19 protein-coding genes are annotated in these 24,054 nt (G+C 60.9%); 8 read left to right on the forward strand and 11 right to left on the reverse strand.

The genetic code is table 11. The features are described 5' to 3' along the window. Positions 1–48: 48 nt before the first annotated feature. A complete protein-coding gene (locus tag ACT3UQ_RS13665; RefSeq protein WP_096287705.1) occupies positions 49–615 on the forward strand; it encodes a GNAT family N-acetyltransferase in 567 nt (188 codons plus the stop codon). Between the two features lie 99 nt (positions 616–714). Here the strand turns inward: ACT3UQ_RS13665 and ACT3UQ_RS13670 are convergent, their stop codons facing one another. From ACT3UQ_RS13670 to ACT3UQ_RS13680, 3 genes are all read right to left on the reverse strand, one after another. Continuing rightward, complete coding sequence (locus tag ACT3UQ_RS13670) at positions 715–2,127, reverse strand: class II fumarate hydratase (RefSeq protein WP_096287703.1); 1,413 nt, start codon at positions 2,125–2,127, stop codon at positions 715–717. 140 nt (positions 2,128–2,267) lie between these two features. Further along, positions 2,268–2,897 carry a carbonic anhydrase gene (locus ACT3UQ_RS13675; protein ID WP_096287701.1) on the reverse strand — a complete coding sequence of 210 codons (630 nt, stop codon included), beginning with the start codon at positions 2,895–2,897 and terminating at the stop codon, positions 2,268–2,270. Between the two features lie 63 nt (positions 2,898–2,960). Beyond that, complete coding sequence (locus ACT3UQ_RS13680) at positions 2,961–3,608, reverse strand: DUF4245 domain-containing protein (protein ID WP_096287699.1); 648 nt, start codon at positions 3,606–3,608, stop codon at positions 2,961–2,963. 154 nt (positions 3,609–3,762) lie between these two features. Here ACT3UQ_RS13680 and glpX point away from each other — a divergent pair, with 154 nt between their 5' ends. Then, positions 3,763–4,797, forward strand: a complete 1,035-nt coding sequence (glpX, locus tag ACT3UQ_RS13685) for a class II fructose-bisphosphatase (RefSeq protein ID WP_096287697.1) — start codon at positions 3,763–3,765, stop codon at positions 4,795–4,797. A gap of 77 nt (positions 4,798–4,874) precedes the next feature. On the opposite strand, the gene manA is transcribed toward glpX, so the two are convergent. The 4 genes from manA to ACT3UQ_RS13705 all read right to left on the reverse strand — a co-directional run bounded on the left by manA (position 4,875) and on the right by ACT3UQ_RS13705 (position 9,558). After that, complete coding sequence (gene manA, locus ACT3UQ_RS13690) at positions 4,875–6,083, reverse strand: mannose-6-phosphate isomerase, class I (protein WP_181150547.1); 1,209 nt, start codon at positions 6,081–6,083, stop codon at positions 4,875–4,877. A gap of 85 nt (positions 6,084–6,168) precedes the next feature. Further along, a complete protein-coding gene (locus ACT3UQ_RS13695; RefSeq protein WP_444637308.1) occupies positions 6,169–7,695 on the reverse strand; it encodes an LCP family protein in 1,527 nt (508 codons plus the stop codon). 113 nt (positions 7,696–7,808) lie between these two features. Next, on the reverse strand, positions 7,809–8,342 hold the full coding sequence (gene purE / locus ACT3UQ_RS13700) for a 5-(carboxyamino)imidazole ribonucleotide mutase (protein WP_096287691.1): 534 nt from the start codon (positions 8,340–8,342) through the stop codon (positions 7,809–7,811). Positions 8,343–8,397: 55 nt separating this feature from the next. Further along, entirely contained in the window at positions 8,398–9,558 is a 1,161-nt protein-coding gene (locus tag ACT3UQ_RS13705) for a 5-(carboxyamino)imidazole ribonucleotide synthase (RefSeq protein WP_105570241.1), read from the reverse strand. A gap of 240 nt (positions 9,559–9,798) precedes the next feature. Here ACT3UQ_RS13705 and ACT3UQ_RS13710 point away from each other — a divergent pair, with 240 nt between their 5' ends. After that, entirely contained in the window at positions 9,799–10,356 is a 558-nt protein-coding gene (locus ACT3UQ_RS13710; protein WP_105553897.1) for a GtrA family protein, read from the forward strand. Here the strand turns inward: ACT3UQ_RS13710 and ACT3UQ_RS13715 are convergent. Beyond that, positions 10,353–11,081, reverse strand: a complete 729-nt coding sequence (locus tag ACT3UQ_RS13715; RefSeq protein ID WP_105553896.1) for a TIGR03089 family protein — start codon at positions 11,079–11,081, stop codon at positions 10,353–10,355. The genes ACT3UQ_RS13710 and ACT3UQ_RS13715 overlap by 4 nt on opposite strands. A gap of 282 nt (positions 11,082–11,363) precedes the next feature. On the opposite strand from ACT3UQ_RS13715, the gene ACT3UQ_RS13720 reads away from it, so the two are divergent. Genes ACT3UQ_RS13720 through ACT3UQ_RS13730 form a run of 3 tightly spaced genes read left to right on the forward strand, consistent with a single transcriptional unit; the run spans position 11,364 to position 17,685 of the window. After that, positions 11,364–11,885 carry a WhiB family transcriptional regulator gene (locus tag ACT3UQ_RS13720; protein ID WP_105553936.1) on the forward strand — a complete coding sequence of 174 codons (522 nt, stop codon included), beginning with the start codon at positions 11,364–11,366 and terminating at the stop codon, positions 11,883–11,885. Next, a complete protein-coding gene (locus ACT3UQ_RS13725) occupies positions 11,789–15,358 on the forward strand; it encodes a glycosyltransferase (RefSeq protein WP_444637310.1) in 3,570 nt (1,189 codons plus the stop codon). The genes ACT3UQ_RS13720 and ACT3UQ_RS13725 overlap by 97 nt, the downstream gene beginning before the upstream one ends. After that, positions 15,358–17,685 (forward strand): DUF5719 family protein, encoded by a 2,328-nt coding sequence (locus tag ACT3UQ_RS13730; protein WP_444637311.1) that lies wholly within the window; start codon positions 15,358–15,360, stop codon positions 17,683–17,685. The genes ACT3UQ_RS13725 and ACT3UQ_RS13730 overlap by 1 nt, the downstream gene beginning before the upstream one ends. 5 nt (positions 17,686–17,690) lie before the next feature. Here ACT3UQ_RS13730 and ACT3UQ_RS13735 read toward each other — a convergent pair whose 3' ends face one another. Continuing rightward, positions 17,691–18,149, reverse strand: coding sequence for a metallopeptidase family protein (locus ACT3UQ_RS13735; RefSeq protein ID WP_105553893.1), 459 nt, complete (start codon positions 18,147–18,149; stop codon positions 17,691–17,693). An 89-nt stretch (positions 18,150–18,238) separates the two neighbouring features. Here ACT3UQ_RS13735 and ACT3UQ_RS13740 point away from each other — a divergent pair, with 89 nt between their 5' ends. Beyond that, complete coding sequence (locus ACT3UQ_RS13740) at positions 18,239–18,607, forward strand: DUF3499 domain-containing protein (protein WP_096287677.1); 369 nt, start codon at positions 18,239–18,241, stop codon at positions 18,605–18,607. 264 nt (positions 18,608–18,871) lie between these two features. Further along, positions 18,872–20,389, forward strand: coding sequence for a TIGR01906 family membrane protein (locus tag ACT3UQ_RS13745; RefSeq protein ID WP_444637312.1), 1,518 nt, complete (start codon positions 18,872–18,874; stop codon positions 20,387–20,389). Positions 20,390–20,477: 88 nt separating this feature from the next. Here ACT3UQ_RS13745 and ACT3UQ_RS13750 read toward each other — a convergent pair whose 3' ends face one another. Further along, positions 20,478–22,319, reverse strand: coding sequence for an AMP-dependent synthetase/ligase (locus tag ACT3UQ_RS13750; RefSeq protein WP_444637313.1), 1,842 nt, complete (start codon positions 22,317–22,319; stop codon positions 20,478–20,480). Between the two features lie 70 nt (positions 22,320–22,389). Next, positions 22,390–24,000 carry a dolichyl-phosphate-mannose--protein mannosyltransferase gene (locus ACT3UQ_RS13755; protein ID WP_444637314.1) on the reverse strand — a complete coding sequence of 537 codons (1,611 nt, stop codon included), beginning with the start codon at positions 23,998–24,000 and terminating at the stop codon, positions 22,390–22,392. Between the last annotated feature and the right edge of the window lie 54 nt (positions 24,001–24,054).

The following is a 24,054-nucleotide window of genomic DNA, read 5'->3' on the forward strand; positions in this document are numbered from 1 at the left end:
TCTGCCGGCAATGGCGGGGGACGGCCAGAAACCACTAGGATCGGCCCTATGACTTTGCTACAGCTGCTCGAACCGAGCACGCATCTTCACGAATCATGGCTCGCGAGCAACCGGGAATGGAACGGCGAGGACCAGCAGGGAGCCTCGGTATTCTTTGCCGAAAGGTTCGGGTGGGATTTGGAGAAGCCCGAGGATTTTGCCAGCTGGGTACGGCTGCTCAAGGACCTCAGCGACGACTCAATCCTCCCGCCGCAAGGCTTCGTCAACCAGAGCACTCTCTGGCTGGAACGCGAGGGCGAATACCTCGGTGCGGTCAGCCTGCGCCACGCATTGATCAACGAATCCCTCAAACAGGTCGGAGGGCATATCGGCTACGGGCTGCGCCCCAGTGCACGCGGAGCCGGCCTGGCCAAGCGGGCGCTCGCCGAAATGCTCGAGATTTCTCGCCAACGTGGCCTCGAAGAGGTGCTGCTTACCTGTGCCGACTCGAATATCGCTTCGGCGCGAACCATCGAGGCCTGCGGCGGGGTGCTGGAACGTGTCTGCCCGGTAGCCGAGATCGCCGAACCGTTCGGGCTTCAGGAGCCGCAACGCCGTTATTGGATCAAGCTCTAAGTTCACTGCCCCGGCGAATGCACGCGGGCGGCCACCGGGAATCTCCGGTGGCCGCCCGCGTCGGGACCTGGATCGCCACGAAGGGGCTGGCCTTCGCTCCTAGTATTTGCCCGTCATCGTGGAAACATCCAGCAACTCATCAAGCTGTGCTTCGGTGACTTCGCCACGCCCCACAAAACCCAGCGCAACGGTTGCTTCGCGGACCGTCAGGCCCTCGGCGACCGCTTTCTTGGCGATCTTCGCAGCATTTTCGTAGCCGATGAGCTTATTCAGCGGAGTCACGATCGAGGGGGAAGCCTCGGCGAGGAATCGCGCACGTTCCACATTCGCGGTAATCCCATCGATCATCTTCTCGGCCATCACCGTCGAGACGTTGGCCAGCAACCGAATGGATTCAAGCAGGTTCGAAGCCATCACCGGGATGCCGACATTGAGCTCGAAGGCGCCGTTGGTGCCGGCCCAAGCGATCGCGGTGTCATTGCCGATGACCTGGGCTGCAACCTGAATGGCTGCCTCGGAGATCACCGGGTTGACCTTCCCGGGCATGATCGAGGAGCCGGGCTGCAGATCAGGAATCGCGATCTCGCCCAAGCCGGTGTTCGGGCCCGAACCCATCCAACGCAGGTCGTTGGCGATCTTGATGATCGAGATCGCGATGGTGCGCAATGCGGCGGAACCCTCGACCAGGCCATCGCGGTTCGCTTGGGCCTCGAAGTGGTTGCGCGCCTCGGTGATCGGCAGGCCGGTATCTTCACGCAGGAATTCCAGGACGCGCTGCGGGAAGCCGTCCGGGGTGTTGATGCCGGTACCCACCGCGGTGCCGCCTAGCGGGACCTCGGCCACGCGCGGCAGGGCAGCCTCGACGCGTTCGATACCGTAGCGGATCTGTGCCGCGTATCCGCCGAATTCCTGGCCTAGGGTGACCGGGGTGGCGTCCATCAGGTGGGTGCGCCCGGACTTCACCACGTCCTTGAACTCGGACTTCTTTGCCTCCAGCGAAGTGGCAAGCGTTGCCAGGGCCGGGAGCAGGTCGTTGAGCAGCGCGTTGGTGGCCGCTACGTGCACCGAAGTGGGGAAGACGTCATTGGAAGACTGCGAGGCGTTGACGTGGTCGTTCGGGTGGACTTCCGTTTCGCTTCCCGACTCCTTCAGCGCACGTGTCGCCAATTCGGCCAGGACTTCGTTGGTATTCATATTCGAGCTGGTGCCGGAACCGGTCTGGAAGACGTCGATCGGGAAGTGGGCATCAAATTTTCCGGCGGCCACCTGGTCAGCGGCCGCTACGATGGCGTTTGCGCGTTCGGAGTCCAGCACCTGCAAGGCTTCATTGGCGCGTGCGGCGGCCTTCTTGACCTGCGCGAGCGCCTTGATGTGGGCAGACTCCAGCGTCTTGCCCGAGATCGGGAAGTTTTCTACGGCACGCTGGGTCTGGGCACGGTACAGGGCCTGGGCCGGGACTCGGACCTCGCCCATGGTGTCATGTTCAATTCGGAATTCTTCGCTGTTGCTCATGAGGCTCACCATACGCCTGGAACGAGTGCCGGAACAGGGATCTGCCTCAAAGATCACAGTCATCAGTGAGGTTAACGAAAACCGGGAATAAGCTCGGGATTAAATGCAGCGACCCGCGGAAAATCCGCGGGTCACTTCGATTATTTCAGGCCCATATTGGAGACCAGCTGCGCTTCGCCTTCGGCTAGCTTGTAGGCAACGCCGGCCACTGCGGTACGTCCTTCGGCGATCGCGGTTTCGATGATGCTCGACAGATCAACCAACCTGGCGGTGGTCTGCTTGACGTGCTCGACGACGGTGCCGTTGACATCGGTAATGTTGGCGCTTTCGGCGGCGAAGACCGATGGGATGATGTGTTCGACCAGGTCGCGCACGAAGCCCTTGGGCATAATGCCCGATTCCTTGGCCTTGATCGCGCTGGTCACGGCACCGCAGCTGTCATGTCCGAGAATCACGATCAGCGGGATGTTGAGGATGTCCACGGCGAATTCCAGCGAGCCGAGGCTTGCCGGGTCCAGCACGTGGCCGGCGGTGCGCACCACGAAGACGTCGCCCAGTCCCACATCAAAAATGATCTCCGCAGCAAGGCGGGAGTCGGAGCAACCGAAAATGACGGCGAAAGGTTCTTGTCCCGTCACGAGGGACTGACGTCGAGCACCGTCCTGATTGGGGTGCTCTGTGGCGCCTTGGATGAATCGACTGTTGCCTTCGGTGAGCTTTTTCCAAGCTTCTTGAGGGGTCAACGGTGTCTGGCTGTGTTCAGAATCCATAACTGAAATTCTACGCTTGAGGTCCAGAGTTAGGTCGCACTGATGTCCACGGTGAAGCGAAAATTACGAGATCTGCGCCTCGGCCGCCTGCACAATTGCCATAATTTCTTCTTCGCCGGTGTCGCTGGAGACGATCAGCGTGGACGCTTCGCGTTCCGAAATCATGTAGGTGGTCTCGTCCTTAACTCGGACCTCCCACTTCGAGCCGTCGACTATGCGTTCGTCGGTGGGGGCAGCATTATCGGTGACCAGCGCAATCCATGTGGGATTCGCGTCGGCAGTCTGGCGAACGTAGACAAAGTTCGTTTCGCTCATCACCAGTCCGAACTCCCAGTAAGAGATGTCTTGCACCTGGTTGCTCTTCCAGCGGGCGAAATTCGCGTAATCCTCGCCGGAAACCTGCGGGGCGAATACCTCGAATTCTGCAATGCCGGAAGCGTCGCTAGCCACCTTTTGCAGGTCAACCGCGTGCTGGAAATTTTCTTCCTTGGTGCCAGGGTTCAGCAGCAGCAACGGAATGAGCACCGCGACGGTGAAGCCAATGGACAGGACCATGCCCTTGAATGTCTGGTTGGCGCGCTTCGACTGCTTCTCGGTGAGTACCGGGGTGAACGGAAGATCCTCAAAGGTTGCTTTGGGGTCGTTCAGGTCGCGGCGGACCGGCTGCGCGCCGGTCTGGGCGTCATTCTGGGGAGTGTTCTCTGGCTGCACGAGTCCATTCTCCCCGATGTTCCTGTGCAAATCGAACCGAGGTGCCCAAACACACGTTGTCTGCGCTCCGGCGCGCACGACATGAATTACATGCTGAAAATCGATGGGGATATGATGGAGTTGTTTGCATAGGCGCAATGACTACGACTCAGTGATGGGATCTTTCGTGACCGAAAACAACAATTATGCCCACCTTTCTCCCCGACTGTCGGTAACCGACTCGGAGCCGGACCGCAACCTTGCCTTGGAGCTGGTGCGTGCCACGGAAGCGGCAGCCATTGCTTCATCCCCTTGGGTTGGCTTCGGTGACAAGAACGCAGCCGACGGCGCCGCAGTGGACGCCATGCGCGGCCTGCTCTCCTCCGTGAACTTCAACGGCGTGGTAGTCATCGGCGAAGGCGAAAAAGATGAAGCCCCGATGCTTTTCAACGGTGAACAGGTCGGCAACGGCTCGGGAGCCGAATGCGACGTCGCGGTAGACCCGATCGACGGCACTCGCCTGACCGCCCTGGGCCTGAACAACGCCCTGTCCGTGCTGGCCGTGGCCGACCGAGGCTCGATGTTCGACCCTTCGGCAGTGTTCTACATGGAGAAGCTGGTGACCGGCCCGGAAGCCGCGGACCTCGTTGACCTGCGTTTGCCGGTGAAGCAGAATCTGCACCTGATCGCCAAGGCCAAGGGCAAGAAGATCAGCCAGATCACCGTGACCCTGCTCGACCGCCCACGTCATGCCGGGCTGATCGAGGAGATCCGTGCCGCTGGCGCCCGCACCAAGCTGCTGATGGACGGCGACGTCGCCGGCGCCATCGCGGCCACTCGCGAGGGCACCGGCGTGGACGCGCTGATGGGTATCGGCGGCACTCCAGAGGGCATCGTCACCGCATGCGCCATCAAGGCCATGGGCGGCGTGATCCAGGGCCGCTTGTGGCCAACCGATGACGATGAGAAGCAGAAGGCCATCGACGCGGGCCACGAGCTGGGCCGCGTGCTGACCACCAACGACCTGGTTACTAGCGATAACTGCTACTTCGCAGCCACCGGCATCACCGATGGCGACCTGCTGCGCGGCGTCCGCTACAAGAACGGGCGCATACACACCCAGTCGATCGTGACGCGTGCCAAGTCCGGCACCATCCGTTTCGTCGATGGTGAGCACCAGCAGGACAAGTGGGAAGCCTACACCCGCTAAAAATCATTAAACGAGTCGAGCCGCAGATTTCCCGAAAGGGCGATCTGCGGCTCGACTCGTTTATGGGCTAGTTGGCGCTATTTGCCCTGTGCGCTGGCGGCAAAGAGCGTGGCCGCGCCCGGGGACGCGGATACCGCGGTCACCGGCAATTCATGGGCGGCAATGAACACCGACCCGCCACGGGAGACCTGGAGGGTCTGGGATGAGGTTTCCAGGCTGAACTCACCTGCCGTGCACAGCACCAGCGCGGCGCCGTGCAATTGCAGCTCGGTGCGAATCTGCGGCGCCGCGGTGTCCACCACCTGGAGCTGGAATTCGTCGAAGGCCGGCTGGAAGAGCTGGGAGTGCTCCGAAACCGCAGTGCCCTGCAAGAGCGGTGCCGCGGAGGACTCGGCGATGGTCACCTCGAGCAGTTCCGGAACATCGATATGCTTGCTGGTCAGCCCGCCGCGCAGCACGTTGTCCGAGTTGGCCATCACCTCGATGCCAAGCCCGCGCAGGTAGGCGTGGACGTTTCCGGCACCCAGGCTAATCGCTTCGCCGGGCTTCAAGAACACCAGATTCAGCAGCAAGGCGACGAGGACCCCGGGGTCCGCAGGATAGATCTCGTTGATCCGCACCAGCTCGGCGAACTGCACATTTTCCTGCAGGACCGGGTCCGCGGTAATGGTCCCGCAGAGCGTGAGCACCAGATCGCTGATACCGGTGCCCGAGGTGAGCACGAGATTCAGCGCCCGTGCCAGCGGGTCGGCGGACTGCAAAGCCGCAATCAGGTCTGCGGCCAGGGCCGTCTCCGTGGTGGATAGCCGGGGCAGGAAGAGGCGCAAATCCGCGATGATCTCCTCGGGCACGCGAAATCCGGAGAGCGCCACGAAATCGGTGAGCGCATAGAGCATCTCGGGCTTGTGGTTGTCGTCCTTGTAGTTGCGTTCTGCCGCATCACGGGGGACACCGGCGGCATCTTCCTTGGCGAAACGTTCCCGCGCCTGCTCCAGGGTCGGGTGCACCTGGATCGATAGGGGCTGAGCGGCGGAGAGCACCTTGAACAAGAAGGGCAGACGGCCATAGCGCTCATTGACCTGCTCGCCGAGCATATTCACCGGATCGGCCGCAATTGCCTCGTGCAGTGGCCGGCCGGAGTCGACGAGCACGCTCGGGCATCCGGGGTGGGCGCCGAGCCACAGCTCGGCCTGTGGGCTGAGCCGTGCCGGCTGACCCAGCAACTCGGTAATATCCTGCTTCGAACCCCAATGATAGTCCCGAATGGAATTTTTCAACTCAAACACGTTTTGCACCCTTCAATTTTCACAAACGATAGTGGTTTCAAAACGGTCGGGGGGTCGTAACCGTGGGCGAAACCTTGAATGCTGGTTAGGGCACCGAGCATTCGTCGTTGTTTGCAGCGATCTGCGCCAGGCGGGTCGTTTGGCCGATCATCTCAAGTTCCACCAGATACTGCTCGTCGATCGGGCTGCCGTCGCGCTGCGTGAAGGTTTCTTGTTCACCGTTGGACAGCTTCGGAGCGTCGTTGATGCTGGTGGATTCTTCCTCGGCGCTTTCGGATGGTTCGGCTGAACCTCCGGCCTCGGTGGTGTCCTTGGACTTGGCAGGCTCCTTGGATTTCTTCGATTCCTTGGGCTTCTCCGGAGCGTTCTGCTTTTCGATGATCTTGGTGATGCGATCATCGATCTTGCCGAAGTCAGGATAGGTGGAGAACGAACGCTCGAAGTCCGGCGCGCCCAGGGTCAAGCGGCTGAACGGCGTGCCCGATACCTTGTCCGCCACCGACACGAAGGAGCTGAGCTGGCTGGCGGGAATGTTCGTCTCGACCAGCTGCTCGCCTGCCTGCATGATGCTGCTGAAGTTGCTCAGAATGGTCTGCGGGGTGAACTGCTTGATGATTGCCTGCTGCAGGCACTGCTGCCGCTTGATGCGGTGGTAGTCATCGGTGAAGTCACGCGAACGAGCGAACCAGAGCGCGTCCTTGCCGTTGAAGGTTTGTTCGCCCGGGGCGAACCAATGGGTATTGACCAGCGAGCCTTCCCACTTCTTGCCGTTGTAGGGGACCCAGCCGCCAGAGTCGATGGTGACGCCACCGAGGGCGTCAACGAAGTTTTCGAAGCCGGCCATGTCGACCATGACATAGCCCTGGACCTCGAGCCCGGTGGTCCCGGTCAAGGCATCCATGGCGGCCTGCGCACCGACGTTCTTCACCGAATCCGGGAATCGATCCGCGTGGTTATCTACCGCGTCGCGGTAGATCGCATTGAACAGGCACTCGTCCCCGCAGCTGTACCCGTCGGGGTAGACCTCAGCCATGGGCGAACCCTCGGCGAAGCGGGCATTCTGGAAGTTACGCGGCACCGAGATCATCAGTGACTTGCCGGTTTTGGCATCCACCGAAAGCAGCGCGATGGAGTCGGTACGCACGCCATCTCGGTTCGAGCCGGAATCGGCGCCGAAAACCGCGATGTTGTAGCGGCCATCCACCGGGTCAAAAGCAGGACCCGCATCGAAGACCTTGACGATAGTCTCGCGTCCGGTGTTCAGGATCGAGGCACCATAGACGAAGATGCCGCTGGTCGCGATGACCGCAGCCAACGTGAAAATGGAGACGATTGCGCGCATTCCCGGTGCCAGCATTCGGGGCCGGATGATGAACAGTGTATTCAGGAACATGATCAGCCAGCCGACGGCCAGCACCGAGAGCACGATGATCAAGAACAACTGGAAGTTCGGGTGCGCAACCCAACCCAGGATGATCGAACGGTCAATGAAGTAGATGACTGCGAGCCCAATGAGCGCGGCCCAGCAGAGCATGGTGATCGTGACCGCGATGCGTCCCAGCTTGCGGTTACCCGCAATCAGCTGAGCGCTACCCGGGAAAATAATGGTCAAGACGACCAGTATTAGGGCGCGTTTGCTCCGGGCCGGAGACGAAATCGTCTCCGGGTTCCTGAGCGGACTTGGAGCGCGGTGGCTGGCAGAACCCATGTACTTTGTGACTTTCCTTAGGAAGAGAAGTTCTCGTTTGCTACCTCGGCACGCAACGCGGCGCCCTTGGCATACGCAGAATCGCGCAGCGAATCTGCGAAGGCTAGCAACTTAACCTGTAACGACTTGGCAAGCTCATCGGTTCCCGATGCCAGCATACGCACAGCTAACAGGCCGGCATTGCGGGCACCGCCAATGGAGACGGTAGCCACTGGCACACCGGCAGGCATCTGCACGATCGACAAGAGGGAATCCATTCCATCGAGCTTGGCTAATGGTACCGGAACACCCACCACCGGAAGCGGCGTCACCGAGGCGAGCATGCCCGGCAGATGCGCGGCGCCACCGGCGCCGGCGATAATCACGCGCAGGCCACGGGTGTGGGCGCGCTGGCCGTACTCGATCATTTCGGTGGGCATACGGTGCGCCGAAACGACGTCAGCTTCGAAGGGGATACCGAATTCGGTAAGCGCCTCGGCGGCCAGCCGCATAACCGGCCAGTCGGAGTCCGAACCCATGACGAGTCCGACAAGTGGTGCTGTTTCAGTCATTAGAATCTATGTCCTTGAAGATCGTGGCCCAAAATGAGCGAGCCTTGCTGAAAGCCTAGGCGGTCGGGGTGATGCCATCACGGATTAAGCTCGCGACCCGGTCGGCGCGTTCACGTAGTTCTTCTACGCGTTGGCCATCCTCGGCCACCACATTAACGTGTCCGATCTTGCGTCCGGGACGCACCGATTTTCCGTAGGCGTGTACCTTGACATCCGGCGCGGCGGCCAAGGCGGCCTGGAATGCGGAGAACAGATCCTGGTTGGCTCCGCCGAGGAAATTTTTCATCACGGTCAACCCAAGTTCGCGGGTTTCACCCAGCGGCAAGTCCAAGACTGCACGAAGGTGCTGCTCGAACTGACTGGTGACCGAACCGTTCATGGTCCAGTGCCCGGTGTTGTGCGGGCGCATGGCAAGTTCGTTGATGACGAAACCGGCACCCTGTCCCGGAGTTTCGAAAAGCTCAGCTGCCATGACGCCGGTGACGCCAAACTCTTCGGCGATGCGCATGGCAGCATTTGAGGCGGTAGCCGCGGTTTCCGCCGAGATGTCTTGGGCCGGTGCAATCACTTCGTCGCAGACGCCGTCAACCTGAATGGTGTGGACTACCGGCCAGGCTTTCCGCTCGCCGGAAGGAGTGCGCGCGACCATGGCCGAGAGCTCACGGGTGAAATCCACCTTGTCTTCGGCCAGCAGGGCGCCGTTGGCGAACCAGGCTTCGGCTTCACGCGCCTGTTCGGCGTTCTCCAACATGCGTACGCCCTTGCCGTCGTAGCCGCCGCGAGGGGTTTTGAGCACGATCGGCCACCCGGTCTGCTCACCGAAGGCAATCAGCTCGGCTACGTTTTCCACTTTGGCCCACGCCGGGTTTGGAAGTCCGAGCTTCTCAATCGCAGCACGCATCACCAGCTTGTCTTGCGCGTGGATCAGGGCCTCTGGGCGGGGCTGGACATTGATCCCCTCATTAATGAGTGTGGTGAGGAACTCATTGGGAACATGCTCGTGGTCGAAGGTCACCACGTCTTTACCCTGGGCGAAGGCGCGCAGGGTCGCCAAGTCCTTGTAGTCGCCAATGGGCGCATCGGGCACGCAACGTGCCGCCGATACGTCCGGGCCTTCGGCGAGAACATGCAGTTCAAATCCGAGGTTCAGGGCCTCTGGGGCCATCATTCGGGCTAGTTGCCCGCCGCCAATCACACCAATTTTAGGGAAGCTCACCCCTCTAGGTTATCGAAATAGTTCCGGCTTCCCGTCCTCGCGGTGACTGATTACTCACCAAATCCGGGGAATTGTCAGGAAATGCGGATAAAATAGGCAGATGTGCCCTCATGCCATTGCGTATTCGGGGCAACACTAAACCGATAACCGAGGGAACTGCACTTCCCGGGATTCTGACGATCTCTAGGTCTTGCTGATTCGAAATTGGGTCAGCAAGAGCGACGATACGTCTGGAGGAAAATGTTCGAGCGCATCTCACGAAAACTAGCTGGACTCATTTCGCTGCTCTGGCGCGAAGTGGCGAAGTTCGGCGTTGTCGGTGGAATTGCGTTCATCATCGACTCCGGAATCTATGTGTGGTTGTTGCATGGACCGATGAGCGATTCGCAGGTTAAAGCCAAGATCATCGCCGGCATCGTCGCGACCTTGTTTTCGTGGGTGGCCAATCGCTTCTGGACCTTCCGCCACCGCCGCCAGGCAAATGTCGCTCGCGAACTGGTGATGTTCCTGATTATGAACGCCATCGGGCTGGGCATCGCCGCCGCCTGTGTTTGGTTCACCAAGTACGTTTTGAACCTGACCGACCCGACCAGCGTATTTATTGCCGGCTCCGTTGTTGGCTTGGTGCTGGGCACCATCTTCCGTTTCTTCGCATACCGTTTCTGGGTCTTCGGCGCCGAGATGGATCAGGAAGAAAAGTTTGCCCACGACCATGAGCTTTTGGCCCATCACGAGAAGGCTGCCGGCACCCAGGCCGTTTCCCCGGACACCGGCACCATCCCCACTGGGAAGAGCTAATCAGCGAGTAGGTAATCGTGGCTGATTTTCTCGCCCTCGCGAAGCCGGTCGCTCACCTCCATGGTTTCATCGACCAATACGATCGTATCGCCGGCCTTCCACTGCGCCACCGCGTAAGGCAGCAGGTCAAGAACCGGGATATCTGCGCGCACCAAGATGGTGCCGCGGGCCGGTGCTTCGGCGGCAAATAATTCTGCGCTAGACAGCTCTTGGCCGCCGGCGGTGATGAGGCTGATTCGTGAGCCGGATACCGCCGAGGGGTAGAACTGGTCCCCATAGGTGCGCACATTGGCGTTGTAGTCTTCGGCCACCGGGCCTAGATCGGCGCCGAAGGACAGCGCCATGGCTGCGGGGTTGACCGCCAAGATTTCCGCAGCGCCGGGAATGCGCTCATCCGTTGGGTTGCTGGTGATCCAAAGTTGCGCCTCGGCCGCCTGGCCATGTTCGGCGGAAACCAAGGTGGCTCCGTGATGCAGGGAAGCAAGCGCCAGGACCAGGGATTTCCAGTGCGCGCTGAGATCCAAGACCACTATCGATTCTTCGTCGAGGTCGAAAATCTCGCCCAGAAGGTTTGCGCTCTTAGCGACCCAATTGTCAAAGACCTTGCCCGACAGCTCGATTCTTTCCCCGGAAGTCGAGTACCAGGTGAGCCATGGTGTGGCCGAGGCCCGGCGCGGTGCTAGCAGACCTTCGGCAAAGGCTCCCTTAGCGGAGTTGAACGGCATTTTCCACCTTAAATAATTTACTGAGAATTTACCGACAATTCGCGGAAGTTGCGACTCGCCGGATTCATTGGTGTCTTTCGCGGCGTGTTGTGCCGAGAGTTTCCTGAGAACTCTCCATAGAATATCCTCCCCGCTTGACTATGACCGAGTTACACGGCTGTAATTAGATGGTGAGTTCGGCTCGTCCATCGTTTCACTATTTCGATGGAATAAATAGAGACGTATGGATCGGGAGCACGGATGGCTCGATCTTCTCAAACCAATCGAAAGGTCAACATCAACATGACGAAGCTGGAGCAGGGGTACTCCGATTTTTCGACATCGGCTGTAGCGTCCGCCCAATACGGGGTTGAGGGTGCACCATCGGACTGGTTTGTCGATCCACAAGCTGGTGAATCCGCACGTGTTGCGGTTGCCGCAGATCTGGAGAACGCCGCAGAAGACTTCCTACGGGAGCATGCGCCAGCGGAAACCGAAGGCGGATCGACCGCAGGGTCGTGGGCTCCGGAGCTGGATGAAGACGAACAGGTTCGCGAAAGCATCAAGGCCGTTTGGCTCGGCGTCGGTGGCGAAGTCGACGAAGGCGAGCTCGGTTGGCAGGCCCGCGCTTTGTGCGCGCAGACCGACCCCGAAGCATTTTTCCCAGAAAAGGGTGGTTCGACCCGCGACGCTAAGCGTGTCTGCGGTGCCTGTGTTGTACGTTCAGAATGTTTGGAATACGCGCTGAGCAACGACGAGCGCTTCGGCATCTGGGGAGGGCTCTCCGAGCGCGAACGCCGCCGACTACGGAAACGAGCAATCTAATTCGACCGCCAATTCATGTCACCGCCATCGTTGCCGCGCACGATGGCGCTGACTTTTTACCCCGAACTTTAGCCGCACTGCGAAACCAGTCCCGGCCGATTGAACGGTACCTCGGGGTCGATGCGTCATCCCAAGACGCTTCCCGCCAGGTATTAAAAGCAAATCTTCCTTCCAACGCGACCCTGCTCTCGGCCCCGGCGGGGTCGTTGGGACTTTCGGTTCAAGAAGCGGTGGATTCCCTGCCCGAAGCTCGTGCAGATCGCGACGAGTGGCTGTGGATCATCCACGACGATTCGATGCCGGCTCCCGACGCGCTAGAACAACTGACGCGTACGGTCGAAGCCTCCGAATCCGTGACCATTGCAGGCTGCAAGATCCTGGACATCGACAATCCTCGCCGCTTGGCCGAAGTCGGGCTCAGCGTGGACCGCAAGGCGCAGCGCCTGACGATGATCGATATCGACGAAGTCGACCAGGGACAGTACGACGGGCGAAGCGACTACTTTGCCGTATCCTCGGCCGGAATGTTTATCCGCCGCGACGTCTTTGAAGAATTAGGTGGTTTCGACCCGGCGCTGCCAGGCCGCGGCGACGACGTGGATCTATGCTGGCGCAACCGCCTGGCTGGGCACCGTGTGGTGGTTGTTCCCTCCGCGAAGGTCTACCATCAGGTCGATGTGGTCGACTCGCTGGCTGGACCAGGCGAAGCACGCCGTGCTGAGGTCTTTCAGCGGCTGAAGTTCGCACCGACCTTGGTACTCCCATTTCTTTGGCTAGGCCTGCTTTTGGGTGGCATCGGGCACTTCCTTTTGGCTCTTCTAGCCAAGGATCCGGGCCATGGGTTCAGCCATTTGGGCTCGACCTTGCGGGGCTTGTTCTCGCCGGTGAAGCTGGCTTCCTCGCGCCGCGGGACCAAGCAAATCCGCAAGGTGCCGCGCGGCCAGGTGCGCAAGCTGATGACGTCGAATAGCGCCGTGCGCGAGTACCGGCGAAACCTGTCAAGCGGTGCGGACGACTCGCAGGTTTACGGAGATGGCTCCGGCGCCGAGGGCATGGTGGAGCCAAGCGGAGAGAACTTCTCGGACTTTGTCCGAATTGCTCGGCCGCCGCGGACCACCGCGGTGCTGTCACTGATTCTCGCATTGCTCATCACGACCGCGGCCTCGCTGATCGCCTGGCGTTCGCTGATCGGCGCCAACGCCCTGAGCGGCGGTTCCATGCGTCCGCTGTCGCGCACGCTCAATGAGATCGGTGCCAATGCCACCTCGTGGTGGCAGAACGCGGGCACCGGCTTCAGCGCCGCTCCAGATAACACGGACATCATGTACTGGCTGCTTTCGGTGCTCAGCTTCAACCACGCGAACCAGGCTTCGGTTGTCTTGTTCCTGGCGGCCATGCCGTTGGCGGCGCTCACCGCCTGGTGGGGCGTGGGCGTAGTGAGCCGTTCGCGCGCGGTACGTTTCTTCGCCGCCGTGATCTGGGCCTTGCAGCCTGCCCTGATTTCGGCCCTGGCCAGTGGCCGGGTGGGCTCGGTACTGATTCACGTCCTGCTGCCGTTGTTCTTCCTAGCCATGCTTCGTGCGATTAACGCGCATGTGCGCCCGGAGGGCAAGCCGGCAACAAGCGAGCAAACTAAAAAGACTTCCGCCTGGACCGCTTCGGCCTGCGCGGCACTGATCCTGTGGGTAATTTCTACCGGTTCAATGCCTTTCTTCTTGGCACTTGTGGTGCTGATCTACGTGTTGGCGCTATCGGCTCCGCGCCGGGCGCGCACGCTGTGGTGGGTTCCGCTGCCGGCCGTGGTGTGGAACCTGCCCTTGCTTTTCGAGGCACTGGGCAACCCACGACTGTTGTTTACCGAACCTGGTGCACCGCTGGCATTCAACCCGGCCCCGCTGTGGCAGATGCTTTTGGGCTTCCCCGAGGCCTTTGACGCAATGCTCACCCCGCTTGGTTGGGGAATCTTGCCTGCCGGACCGTGGGCTTTGGTCGCTGCGGCTCTGGTGGGCGCGCCTGTGGCGATCTTGGCGGTATTGGGCGCACTCGGGTCATCCTTTAGCCTGGACCCCACCATGCGGCGGAATTCGCGCAAACTCGTCTGGGCCGCAGCCTTGTCCTTGGTGGCCGGCTGGGGGATCGGTTTCATTTCGGTCTCCCTGGACTCGTCCACGACGGTCAGCGCGTACACCGCGCCATTTGTTTCCTTCGCGGTCTTCGCGATGCTTGCCGCAGCCGCCAACGCGCTGGCAGCCTTGCGCCATGAGGAGCAGCCACGCCCACTTCGCCATCCGGCGAATCGGGCAGTCTTGAGCCTGATGGCAGCGCTGAGCGTGGTTAGCGTATTGGCCGCCGGGTCGGTGGCACTCGGTGCGCAGCTGAATTCGCAGAATCCAGATGGCACCTTGACCGCGCTGAACGCCGCTCAGCGGGTGTCTCCCTCGCAGGAACGGACGATTCCGGCCACCGCGGCGGACGCCGGCCGCTCGGAATCCGCAGAGCGCACCTTGGTGCTCACCCCGCGGGCTTCGGGCGAGATCGACAGCCAGCTGCTCACCGGGTCCGGCGAAACACTCGACGCCATCAGCCGTTCCTCGCAGGTGGCGCAACTGAGCGGATCGCTGCTGAACCCCGCACGAAACGAGGCTTCGGCCACGGGCAACGTGCAGCGCGAAGCCGTGGCAATGCTTTTATCTGAATCCGCTCTCGACTCCCGCGAAGCCTTGCGGGATCTGGGTGTTGGATTTGTAGTGCTCAACGAGACCGGCGAATCCGTCTCGGCCACCGTGCGTGTGCTGGATGCCGCGACCGGCCTGGCCGCCGTGGGGCAAACCGACAACGGATGGCTTTGGCGCGTCAACTATGAAAGCTCCACGCCGAATGCGGGCGCAGGATTTGCACGCTTGATCGACAAGTCGGACCGGGTTCAGGTACTGCCCACCAACCGCGGGCGTATCCAGGATCTTGAAATACCCGCAGCCGATGCATCGCGCACGCTTGTATTGGCGACCGCGCAGGATCCAAAGCTGCGTGCCAGTATCGATGGCGCGCCGTTGCGCGCGGTAGCGTACCCCCGGGATTCGGATGCCCGCTGGGCGCAGGCCTATGAGGTGCCGGCCGAAGGCGGCAAGCTGACGCTGACCCACTTCGAACCCTTGGCATTGCCTACGCTGATCCTCGGTGGCGTCGTGTTGCTCATCGCGGTATTGCTGGCGATCCCGGTACCCAGTACCCGTCGCCTCGCTAGCTACCGAAATAGCGAATATCGTTTCCGCGCCGCCGAGGAATCGGCCGACGGGGAAGTCGACGTAGCCAGCGAGCCGGCAGAACCAGCCTTCGAAGCGGAACCCGCGACGAGCTCAACACCGTTGAGCCGTCGGGAGGCTCGCGAACGGACGCACGAGATCCGTGACACCTTGGCCCCGAAGCTCGGTGACCGTATTTCGGACACCGACACCGAGCAGGAGAAAAAGTAGTGAGTGATGAGAAGAATCCCGCTTCGGATGACGCAAAAAACGAGCATGCCGGACACCCCGCGCACGCTGCGGAACCACGTAAGGATCAAGGATCAGCGGTAGCCGATAACGCCTCCCCAGACGGCAGCGACAAGCTCGCCGCGGATGACGCAAAAAATGAGCAGGCCGGGCACCCCGCGCATGCTGCGGAACCACCTAAGGATCAAGGATCAGCGGTAGCCGAAAGCCCCTCCCCGGGCGGCAGCGATAAGCCTGCCGCTAAACCGGCCACAGCGGAAACCGGCTCCTCAACCGAACCGGCCAAGCCCGCACCGCAACCGGTGGCTGCGGCGAAGCCGGAATCCACTCCGGCTGCCGAACCTGCCGTAAACGCGCGGCAAACAAAGAGCAAGTCTGAATTGCGCGCCGAGGCTAAAGCCGAGAAGGAAGCCAAGGCTGAGGCCAAGGCAGCGGCGAAGGCTACTGCAAAAGCCGACGCGAAAGCAGCTGCCGAGGCCAAAGCCACCGCAAAGGCGGAAGCCAAGGACCGGGCCAAGGCCCAGCCGCAAGCCAAGCCAGAACCGAAGCGTCAGACTGAGCCGGAAGCCGAGGCTGATCCTGAAGCCAAGGAAGAGAAAATGGCTGCAGCCCTGGCGCAGCCGGCAATCCTAAGCGCCGCGGAAACTAGCGAGGCTTCGGTGCCCGCAGATCCGACTGCGAGCCGCCGCCGCCGCAAACTAGACGACGCAAATAAGGCAGCACGTAAGGACCAGGAAACTGCTCCGGTGCGTCGTCGTGCGGGCGCCGTGCTGCTCAGCCTGGTGGCCATCATTGCCGCCGGTGGCGTGGTCGCCGCGGCTTCGGTGCTTGCACCACAACCGTCCAATACGGCGCTCCCCGCGGCGGTGACCAGTCTTCCGGCCGGCGACGCCCAGTCGGTCTGTGCCGGAACTCCGCAACTTCTCAAGGGCGTGGACGGTACCGATCCACAGTTCGCCGCCGGTGCAAAACAAATCTCAAGCAATATTCGCACAGCCCTGGTCTCAGACTTGGGCAAGCGAATTCCCGGTGCCACGCTCCGGGACCTGGGCAGCTCAGATCCGGCCCAGCTCAGCGAACGCATTCCGGATGCTGAAGCGGCGCAGTCTCTGGGTGCCGATGACGAGGGGCTGACCGGTCGGGTTGGAAAGGTAAACACCACCAACGGCCGAGACAAGACGCAAGTCTTCTCCCTGCAACCCTTGGGTGAACTACCGTCCTGGGGAAGCGCCATGCGCAGTTTCTTGGCCAAGGATGGCGACCTCGCGGGACTGGCCGCGGCGACCTGCCAGGCGCCAGCCTCCAACTGGCGCTTCACCGGGCTGCTGACGAATACCGGTGCGACCAGCGTGCTTCACCTGTCGAACCCGACCCACACCACCGCCCAGGTCTCCATCGATCTGCGCGGCCCGGAGGGTCTGATCGACACCTCCACGCTGCAGAACATCGTGCTTGCGCCGGGAACCTCGCGGGCCTTGGTGCTTGGCGGGTACGCCCAGAATTTGGATTCGGTGTCCGCCGATATCACCAGCCTCGGCGGAAAGATCACCGCTTCGGTCCAACAGGCCGCGTTGCGCGGCCTGACGCCTTCCGGGGTAGACCTGGTGGCTGCAAATGCATCGGCAGCCAATACGCAGGTGATTCCGGGCGTTTGGCTCGGCAACAAGAATGACCGAAACGAACTAAGCAAAGATGACAAGAAACTGGTGCCGCAGCTTCACGTTTCGGCCACAGGTGCGCAGGGTGCAGGTTTCAAGGTGAAGATATTGGGTGCCGAAGGCGAAGTCAAGGCGGATCTTGGCTCGAACCTCGCGGTAGCCTCCGACGCAACCAGCGTCATCGACCTCAACGGTCTCGAGGCGGGCGCGTACTCCGTGGTCGTGGAAGCTGATGCTCCGGTGACCAGCAGCGTGCGCATGGTGCGCGGCGCGGATCCCAAGGATTCCTCGGACAACGCCTGGGCCGCCAGCTCCATGCCGTTGGCGGGAAAGCAGGTTGCACCTATTTCAGCGAACGGCACCGGTGAATTCAGCATTGCCGCGCCATCCGCCGATGCCTCAGTCGAAGCTGTTGTGGTCGACAAGGACGGGAAGCTTTCAAAGCCGACCAAACTTGAGGTGAAGACCGGGCAGAACGTGGTGTTCAAACCGAAGGAAATCACCGAAGACGCCCAAGCCGTGATCTTCTCCGCAGATGCAAACGCCTACATTGGCCAGTTGATCTTCGGGTCGGATCGTTCACTGGCCTGGGCTGCAATGCCTCAAGCCAATGTCGGACGTGACGGTATCGTCGTCAACGTCGGCGGCTAGCAGGACTAATAATCCGGGTTCTCCGGAAAATATTCGGGATCAACTTCGTGGGGCGAAAGCATCCACAAGTTAGCGACCTCGTGCACCACACACTGGTGTACGAGGTCGACTAATTCCGTGTGGCTATGACTAGCTTGTTCCAATGGCAGCCGGTAAATGGAAATCCGGGCACGGCGCTTAGCCGTTGCCGGTCGTGCAGAAGACAGCGGCATGCGGTCTCCGGCGGCTGCGGCCTGCGTCATGACCTTGTCTCCAGGTACCGGGACGATGCGAAAATCGATGATCGCGAGTTTTTGGCCCCAGCGTTCGCCTAGTCGCTGGGCGCTGGCCATCACCGCGTCGTCAAAGCGTTCCGGTCGTGTGCGGAAGGCGGGCAGGTGCATTGGCATCAACGGGCCACGCCGTCCGCGTCCATGACGGTTGCGGCGCGAGCGCTGCTGTGGTGTCTGGGGATTATGCTCCATGGCTCCACAGTAAACGTTTGCGCGAGCGAACGTGGCCGTTCGGACCAGATTACCGGGCTAGGACGGCTAGCAAGAGTAGACTTGAAGCCGTGGAAAGTCTTCGTCTTTGCTCTCGCCCCGCGTGCCGTGAATCGGCCCGCGCAACCCTCACCTACAACTACGCCGATTCGACCGCCGTGCTCGGCCCATTGGCGCAGTACCCCGAGCCGCATTGCTATGACCTGTGCGCCCGGCACGCCAACCGGCTCACGGTGCCCAGTGGGTGGAACCTGCTGCGCGGCGCCCTGCCCGAGGTCATTGAAAACGAAGATGAATTGCATGCGCTGATGAATGCCGTGCGCGAAGAACGCAAACCCAAGCACTCGGTCGAAACACCTGCACCCCGCGAGGTGCGCGGCACCCGTTTCGATTCTCGCCCACGGCTGGCAGTGCTTCCGCCGGAGGCCGAAGAAATCTAAGAATTACCACCGAGTTTATTTAGCTTCGCGTGGGATCTGACCTCCCGCTACACCGTAGGCCGCGCCGCCGCCGTCAGTTTCGCATTTCTACTAATCGGATGGGAATGACTGGCTTTGCCGTTTCCCGCACCACGGTCCTAATTTAGGTGTGGTAATGCGCGGATTGGCGCGATCGGCTGGATAAGCTGAAACCGCGGGGCCTGTTGTGCAGGTTTCGTCTATTTATGATGGTCAGAGATCGCGCGATTTGCAGGAGGACTCCTCATGGCTGAGGCGGCGAAGAACACCCCCGGTGGTAAGGGCCCAGAAGGCCCGGACATGCCCATCGCGGCCACCAATGCTGAATCGAACGAGTCGGTCACCAAGGCCACGCTCAGCCAGCGAGCCGAAGAATTATCGGCACGCCTTGAAGAGCATAAGAAACAAGCCAAAGCGCAGCAGGACGCTCGTGCTGCAAAGGCGGCGGCCGCTGCGAAGGCAGCGTTCCTGAACCCCTCAGGGGCCAAAGCAGCAGCGTCCAAGCCTGCCGAGGCGAAGCCGGCGGCTCCTGGAACTTCAGATGCCAAGCCTGCTGCGAATCCAACCACGGCGCAGCCGGCCACGAAGTCTGCGACGGCCAAACCTGCAGCTACCAAACCTGCAGCTACCAAACCCGTTGCGAATCCTGCGCCGGCCAAACCGGTGGCGACTAAGCCGGCGGCCGCAGCCAAGTCAGCAGCAGCAAAGCCAGCAGTGAGCAAGCCAGCTACGAGTGCAGCCAAGCCGAAAGCGGACGAGCCGGTAGAGGACATCATTCGAGCGATTAAACTTCCGCATGAACTCGACGCGGAACAGCAGAAGCCGAAGGCCTCCACGAAAGCCGAGGCACCCGCCAATACCGATGCGCCGCTCAACGAAACCAAACAGACGGTGCCGCCGGTCAGCGCTGCGCCAAATAAAGACAACCCAGAGACTACGTCCGCCGCAGTTGCCCAGGCGCGTTCGCGCGTCTTTGGAAACTACGCTCCGGAATCGGAGCCATCCGAGGCAGCGGTCAAACGCCGTGTGGCCCGCGAACGTGCATTAAATTCCAAGCCGCCGTTGGCCCGCACCGCGCAGGTGCTGCTTGCACTCATCTTCCCGGTACTGGCGCTTATCGCCGCGATTCGTCTGGTCGCCACCCCAGCGTTCTTGGCGCTGGCCTACGCCCGGCCGGGGTTCCCCAGCGATCAGTTCGGCTTCACCGATCCGGAGCGCCTAACCTATGGCAGCTACGGGGTGGACTACTTGAATAACTTCGCTGGCCCGGAATTTTTATCTGGATTGAAACTTCCGACGGGCTCAAGCCTGTTCACCGCCCAGGAGGTGCAGCACATGCTTGACGTGAAAAACCTGATCGGTTTGGGCTATATCATCGGTGCAGTGCTAGCGGTATTGGCCATAATTTTCATCGCCTACCTGGCCAACCGTTACTCCGGCGGAGTGCGCCGAGCGCTCTTCTCCGGGGCAATCTTGACCCTGGTGCTCATTGCCGGAATCGCGGTCATTGCCATTACCGGGTGGAACACGTTCTTCTCCGGTTTCCACCAGTTGTTCTTCGCCGAAGGCACCTGGACTTTCAACCTCAGCGACACCCTGATCCGTCTATACCCCGAGCAGTTCTGGGTCGATTCCGCGCTTGCCATCGGGGTGTTGGTGGTTGCCACCGCGCTTGTTGCGCTCATTACCTGCTGGCCAACCGGGCGTCGCCGCGAAAGCTCACGTTTGCGCCAAGAAGCGCGAGTTTACGGCTTGAACAGCTAAGGAACTACTCGGGGCAAAGCGTCCTGGAACACTTAAACCTCGGGAACCGGGCAGTACGGATCCCGAGGTTTAATTGTTAAAAGGCCTGTCAGCGACGGTATAGCTCTTGGGCTTCGGAGGCAAAATCATCCAGGACTTGCTGGCGCTTAAGCTTTAGCGAGCTGGTCAAATGTCCGGAAGCCTCGGTGAACTCGGCGGGAAGAACCACAAATTTGCGAATCGATTCTGCCTGGGAGACAGTCTGGTTTGCGGCGTCAATATAACTTTGCACCTCGGAGCGCACCTTGTCGTGCAGCGCCGCCTCGCCAAGCGTCAGCTGGCCCACATCGCGGGCCTTGGACCACAATGCCAGCTCTTCGGCATCTAGGGTGACCAAAGCCGCGATAAACGGTTTGTTCTCACCGACCACAACGCATTGGTCCACTATCCGGCCGGCCCGGACCATTTCCTCCAACGGACCGGGGGAGACGTTTTTGCCCCCGGCGGTGACGATAAGTTCCTTCTTGCGCCCGGTGACCAATAGATGACCGGCGTCATCAAGGCGACCGGTATCTCCGGATTTGAAGTACCCGTCTTCGGTGAATGCCCCGGCACTGGCTTCGTCGTTGTGGTGGTATCCGGCGAATACACCGATGCCTTTGACAAGGATTTCTCCGTCATCAGCGATCCTGACGCTGGTGCCGGGAAGCGGGCGGCCCACGGTCCCCACGCGATTGTTATGCGCCTGATTCACCGTGGCGGGTGCAGTGGTTTCGGTAAGTCCGTAGCCTTCGACCAGCTGGATGCCGGCGCCACGGAAGAAATGCGCCAGATCCTGGTTAAGCGCGCTGGCCCCGGAGATCGCGTAACCGCACTGGCCACCGAAGACCGCGCGGAGTTTGGGATAAAGTACCTTATCGAAAAATAGGTGGCGGGCTCGTAACGCCAGTGGCATCCGCACCTTTTCGCCGCGGGATTTCGCATCCCGGATCTTGGAGACCGCAATGGCGGTCAGCTCGGCGCTGTGGAACAGCTCGGCCTTGCCGGACTGCTCCGCCCTATTCAGTGCTGAGGTGCGGATCTTTTCAAAAACGCGAGGGACGGCCAGCAGAAACCCCGGCTTGACGGCGTTCAAGTCCTCCATCAACGTTGCCGTCGAATTGCTATGGGCAATGATGGCGCCACCGTGAATGCAGACTTGTTGGACCGCACGGGCCAAGACGTGCGCCAGGGGCAGGAACATCAACGTGCGGCGGCGTTCACCGAGCACCTCGGCCATGTGCTCGGCGAGGTTGTAGGCGACCATGGCGAAGTTCGCGTGGGTGATGTTGCAGCCCTTGGGCCGTCCGGTAGTGCCCGAGGTATAGACGAGGGTGGCCGTGGTTTCCAAATTCAGGCTCGCGCAGGCGATGCTGATTTCCTGTTCGGTGATCTGTGCTTCGCCGACAAGAATTTGCTGCAGGCCTGCAGCGGGAATCGCTTCCGGATCCGAGGTATGTGCTCCCTCAAAAAGGTGGATGGCGACGGATTCTCCGAGCTGGGCTGCGGCCCGGCGAACGTTGGCGCGTAGCTCGTGGTCCTCGGCGAAGACGACTCGTGCGCCGGAATCGCGCAAGATCCATTCGATTTGGTAGGGGCTTGAGGTCTCATAAATAGGTATTGAAATTCCGCCGGCGAACCAGATGGCTTCTTCCGCCAGCGCCCACTCATAACGAGTACGAGAGATGATGGCGACCCGGTCGCCGGGTCGCAGCCCGTCAATGATCAGCCGGGAGGCTAGCCGCTTTACATCACGGAGGAAATCCTGGGCGCTGACGTCTCGCCACCCGGAGGGTCGTTGGACCATGAACAAGGTGTCGTTTGGCGAGCAGGCAACCCGGTCCAGCAGCAGTGTGGTTGCGTTTACCTGGGGATCAAGGTCGTGCAGGAGCTCGACGTGCAGTTCGTGCATGGAATTCCTTTGAAATCGTTCGGGGTCAGGTGGAGCAGCCCATGGTGCAGTGGCTCCTGCGCACGGGAGTTTATCCCCAGCTAGGGATCCACACGTGCATGCGATAGTACTCATCCGAGGTCAGTTCTCCGGACCATACGGACCAGAAAAATGCCGAGACCACGAGGAGCAGCGCTACGAAGAGAGCCACGATCACGACCCGTGATCGGTAGGCCGCATCAGAACGCGGTTCGCGGGGGATGAACCTGCCAATCATATAGGTCAATGCGAGAACCATGAACGGGACCAAGGGCAGCGTGTAGAAGAAGAACATGGTGCGCTCGGGGTACATCAGCCAAGGAAGGAACCCTGCAGCAACGCTTGAAAGCAGTGCTCCGGCACGCCAATCGCGCGCTCCAAGCCACCAGAACACCAGCAAGATCATGCTCAACGTGCAGGCCCACCACATCACTGGGTTCGGCATGTCCATGATCACTTCGGTGCAGCGATCCAGCGTGCAACCGTTCTGCCCGTTGTCGTAGCCTTCGAAGTACATCAGCACCGGGCGTCCGGAGAAGAGCCAGGTCCATGGGGACGAAGCCCAGCCGTGTTCCGAATCCAGCCCGGTGTGGAAGTTGTAGCTCGCCTGGTGATAGTGCCACAAGCTGCGCAAGGTCTCAGGCAGCCAGGAGACTCCCTCGCCGGGATTGTCTACGGCCCACTGCCGGTAGCGTCCGCCGGCGGTGCTCAGCCAGCCGGTCCATGTGGCAAGGTAGGTCAGGAACACCACCGGAATCATGGTGAAAAACGAATAGATGCCGTCGCGCACGAACGCGGCCGACTGCCAGCGCTGGATTCCAACGGTGCGCCGTGCGCCGAAGTCCCAGAGCACCGCCATCAGGCAGAACACCGCAACGAAGGTCAGCGCAGACCATTTGATGCCAACCGCGCAGCCGAGCATGACCGCTGCGATGAGCCGCCAGGGGCGCCACCAGAGCACGGGGCCGAAGATGAGCAGGAACTCGTTGGGTCTGTTTCCGGCGGGCACCGAAAGTTTTCTGGCGAGCTGAGTTCGTCCGTGGATCCGATCCTTGAGCAGCGCATAGAAGGCGGCCAAGACGAAGAACATCAAGAAGATATCCAGCAACGCGGTGCGCGACATGACGATTGAATGTCCGTCGATGGCGATCAAAAGGCCGGCGATACCCGCCAGCAGATGCGAGCCGAAGAGCAGGCGGGCGCACAGTGTTGTCAGCAGAACCGCGAGCGTACCGAACAGAGCTGTAGCAAAACGCCAGCCAAAACCGTCGAATTCGCCAAAGAGCATCATGCCGAAGGCGATGAGCCATTTGCCCAGTGGCGGGTGCACCACGAAGGAGGCGGTATCCTTCAGCTGCGGATCGCCGGCAACGAATTGGTCGTTTGATTCGTCGACCCATTCCATCTCGTAGCCGAAGTGCAAGAGCGAATAAGCGTCTTTGACGTAGTAGGTCTCGTCGAAGATCAACATATTCGGATGCGCCAGGTGCACAAAGCGCAGCAGACCACCGATAACGGTCATTACCAGCGGAACAATCCACATCAATGCACCAGAGGGCGCCGCAACCGGCAATAACCTTTGTTTGAGGTTCTCAAAGGTGAAGGCAACGCGCGCGGAACGCACGTGCCCGGTATCTGGGGTCTTTGCTGCAGTGGTGCTCATCGTTGTTCATGCTACCGGCGTAACCCTGAGAATGTGTGCTTTTGGTACTTCGCG

Origin of the sequence: Glutamicibacter sp. AOP12-B1-11 (genome assembly GCF_052379245.1) — a bacterium.
Lineage (GTDB): Bacteria > Actinomycetota > Actinomycetes > Actinomycetales > Micrococcaceae > Glutamicibacter.

What these genes read in the sequence shown, in the direction of transcription:
- ACT3UQ_RS13735 (WP_105553893.1), bottom strand. Translation starts at nt 18,149, where the DNA reads ATGGAGCATAATCCCCAGACACCACAGCAGCGCTCGCGCCGCAACCGT.
- ACT3UQ_RS13710 (WP_105553897.1), top strand. Translation starts at nt 9,799, where the DNA reads ATGTTCGAGCGCATCTCACGAAAACTAGCTGGACTCATTTCGCTGCTC.
- ACT3UQ_RS13665 (WP_096287705.1), top strand. Translation starts at nt 49, where the DNA reads ATGACTTTGCTACAGCTGCTCGAACCGAGCACGCATCTTCACGAATCA.
- ACT3UQ_RS13715 (WP_105553896.1), bottom strand. Translation starts at nt 11,081, where the DNA reads ATGCCGTTCAACTCCGCTAAGGGAGCCTTTGCCGAAGGTCTGCTAGCA.
- ACT3UQ_RS13675 (WP_096287701.1), bottom strand. Translation starts at nt 2,897, where the DNA reads ATGGATTCTGAACACAGCCAGACACCGTTGACCCCTCAAGAAGCTTGG.
- ACT3UQ_RS13670 (WP_096287703.1), bottom strand. Translation starts at nt 2,127, where the DNA reads ATGAGCAACAGCGAAGAATTCCGAATTGAACATGACACCATGGGCGAG.
- ACT3UQ_RS13755 (WP_444637314.1), bottom strand. Translation starts at nt 24,000, where the DNA reads ATGAGCACCACTGCAGCAAAGACCCCAGATACCGGGCACGTGCGTTCC.
- ACT3UQ_RS13720 (WP_105553936.1), top strand. Translation starts at nt 11,364, where the DNA reads ATGACGAAGCTGGAGCAGGGGTACTCCGATTTTTCGACATCGGCTGTA.
- ACT3UQ_RS13725 (WP_444637310.1), top strand. Translation starts at nt 11,789, where the DNA reads ATGTTTGGAATACGCGCTGAGCAACGACGAGCGCTTCGGCATCTGGGG.
- ACT3UQ_RS13750 (WP_444637313.1), bottom strand. Translation starts at nt 22,319, where the DNA reads ATGCACGAACTGCACGTCGAGCTCCTGCACGACCTTGATCCCCAGGTA.
- glpX (WP_096287697.1), top strand. Translation starts at nt 3,763, where the DNA reads ATGGGATCTTTCGTGACCGAAAACAACAATTATGCCCACCTTTCTCCC.
- purE (WP_096287691.1), bottom strand. Translation starts at nt 8,342, where the DNA reads ATGACTGAAACAGCACCACTTGTCGGACTCGTCATGGGTTCGGACTCC.
- ACT3UQ_RS13745 (WP_444637312.1), top strand. Translation starts at nt 18,872, where the DNA reads ATGGCTGAGGCGGCGAAGAACACCCCCGGTGGTAAGGGCCCAGAAGGC.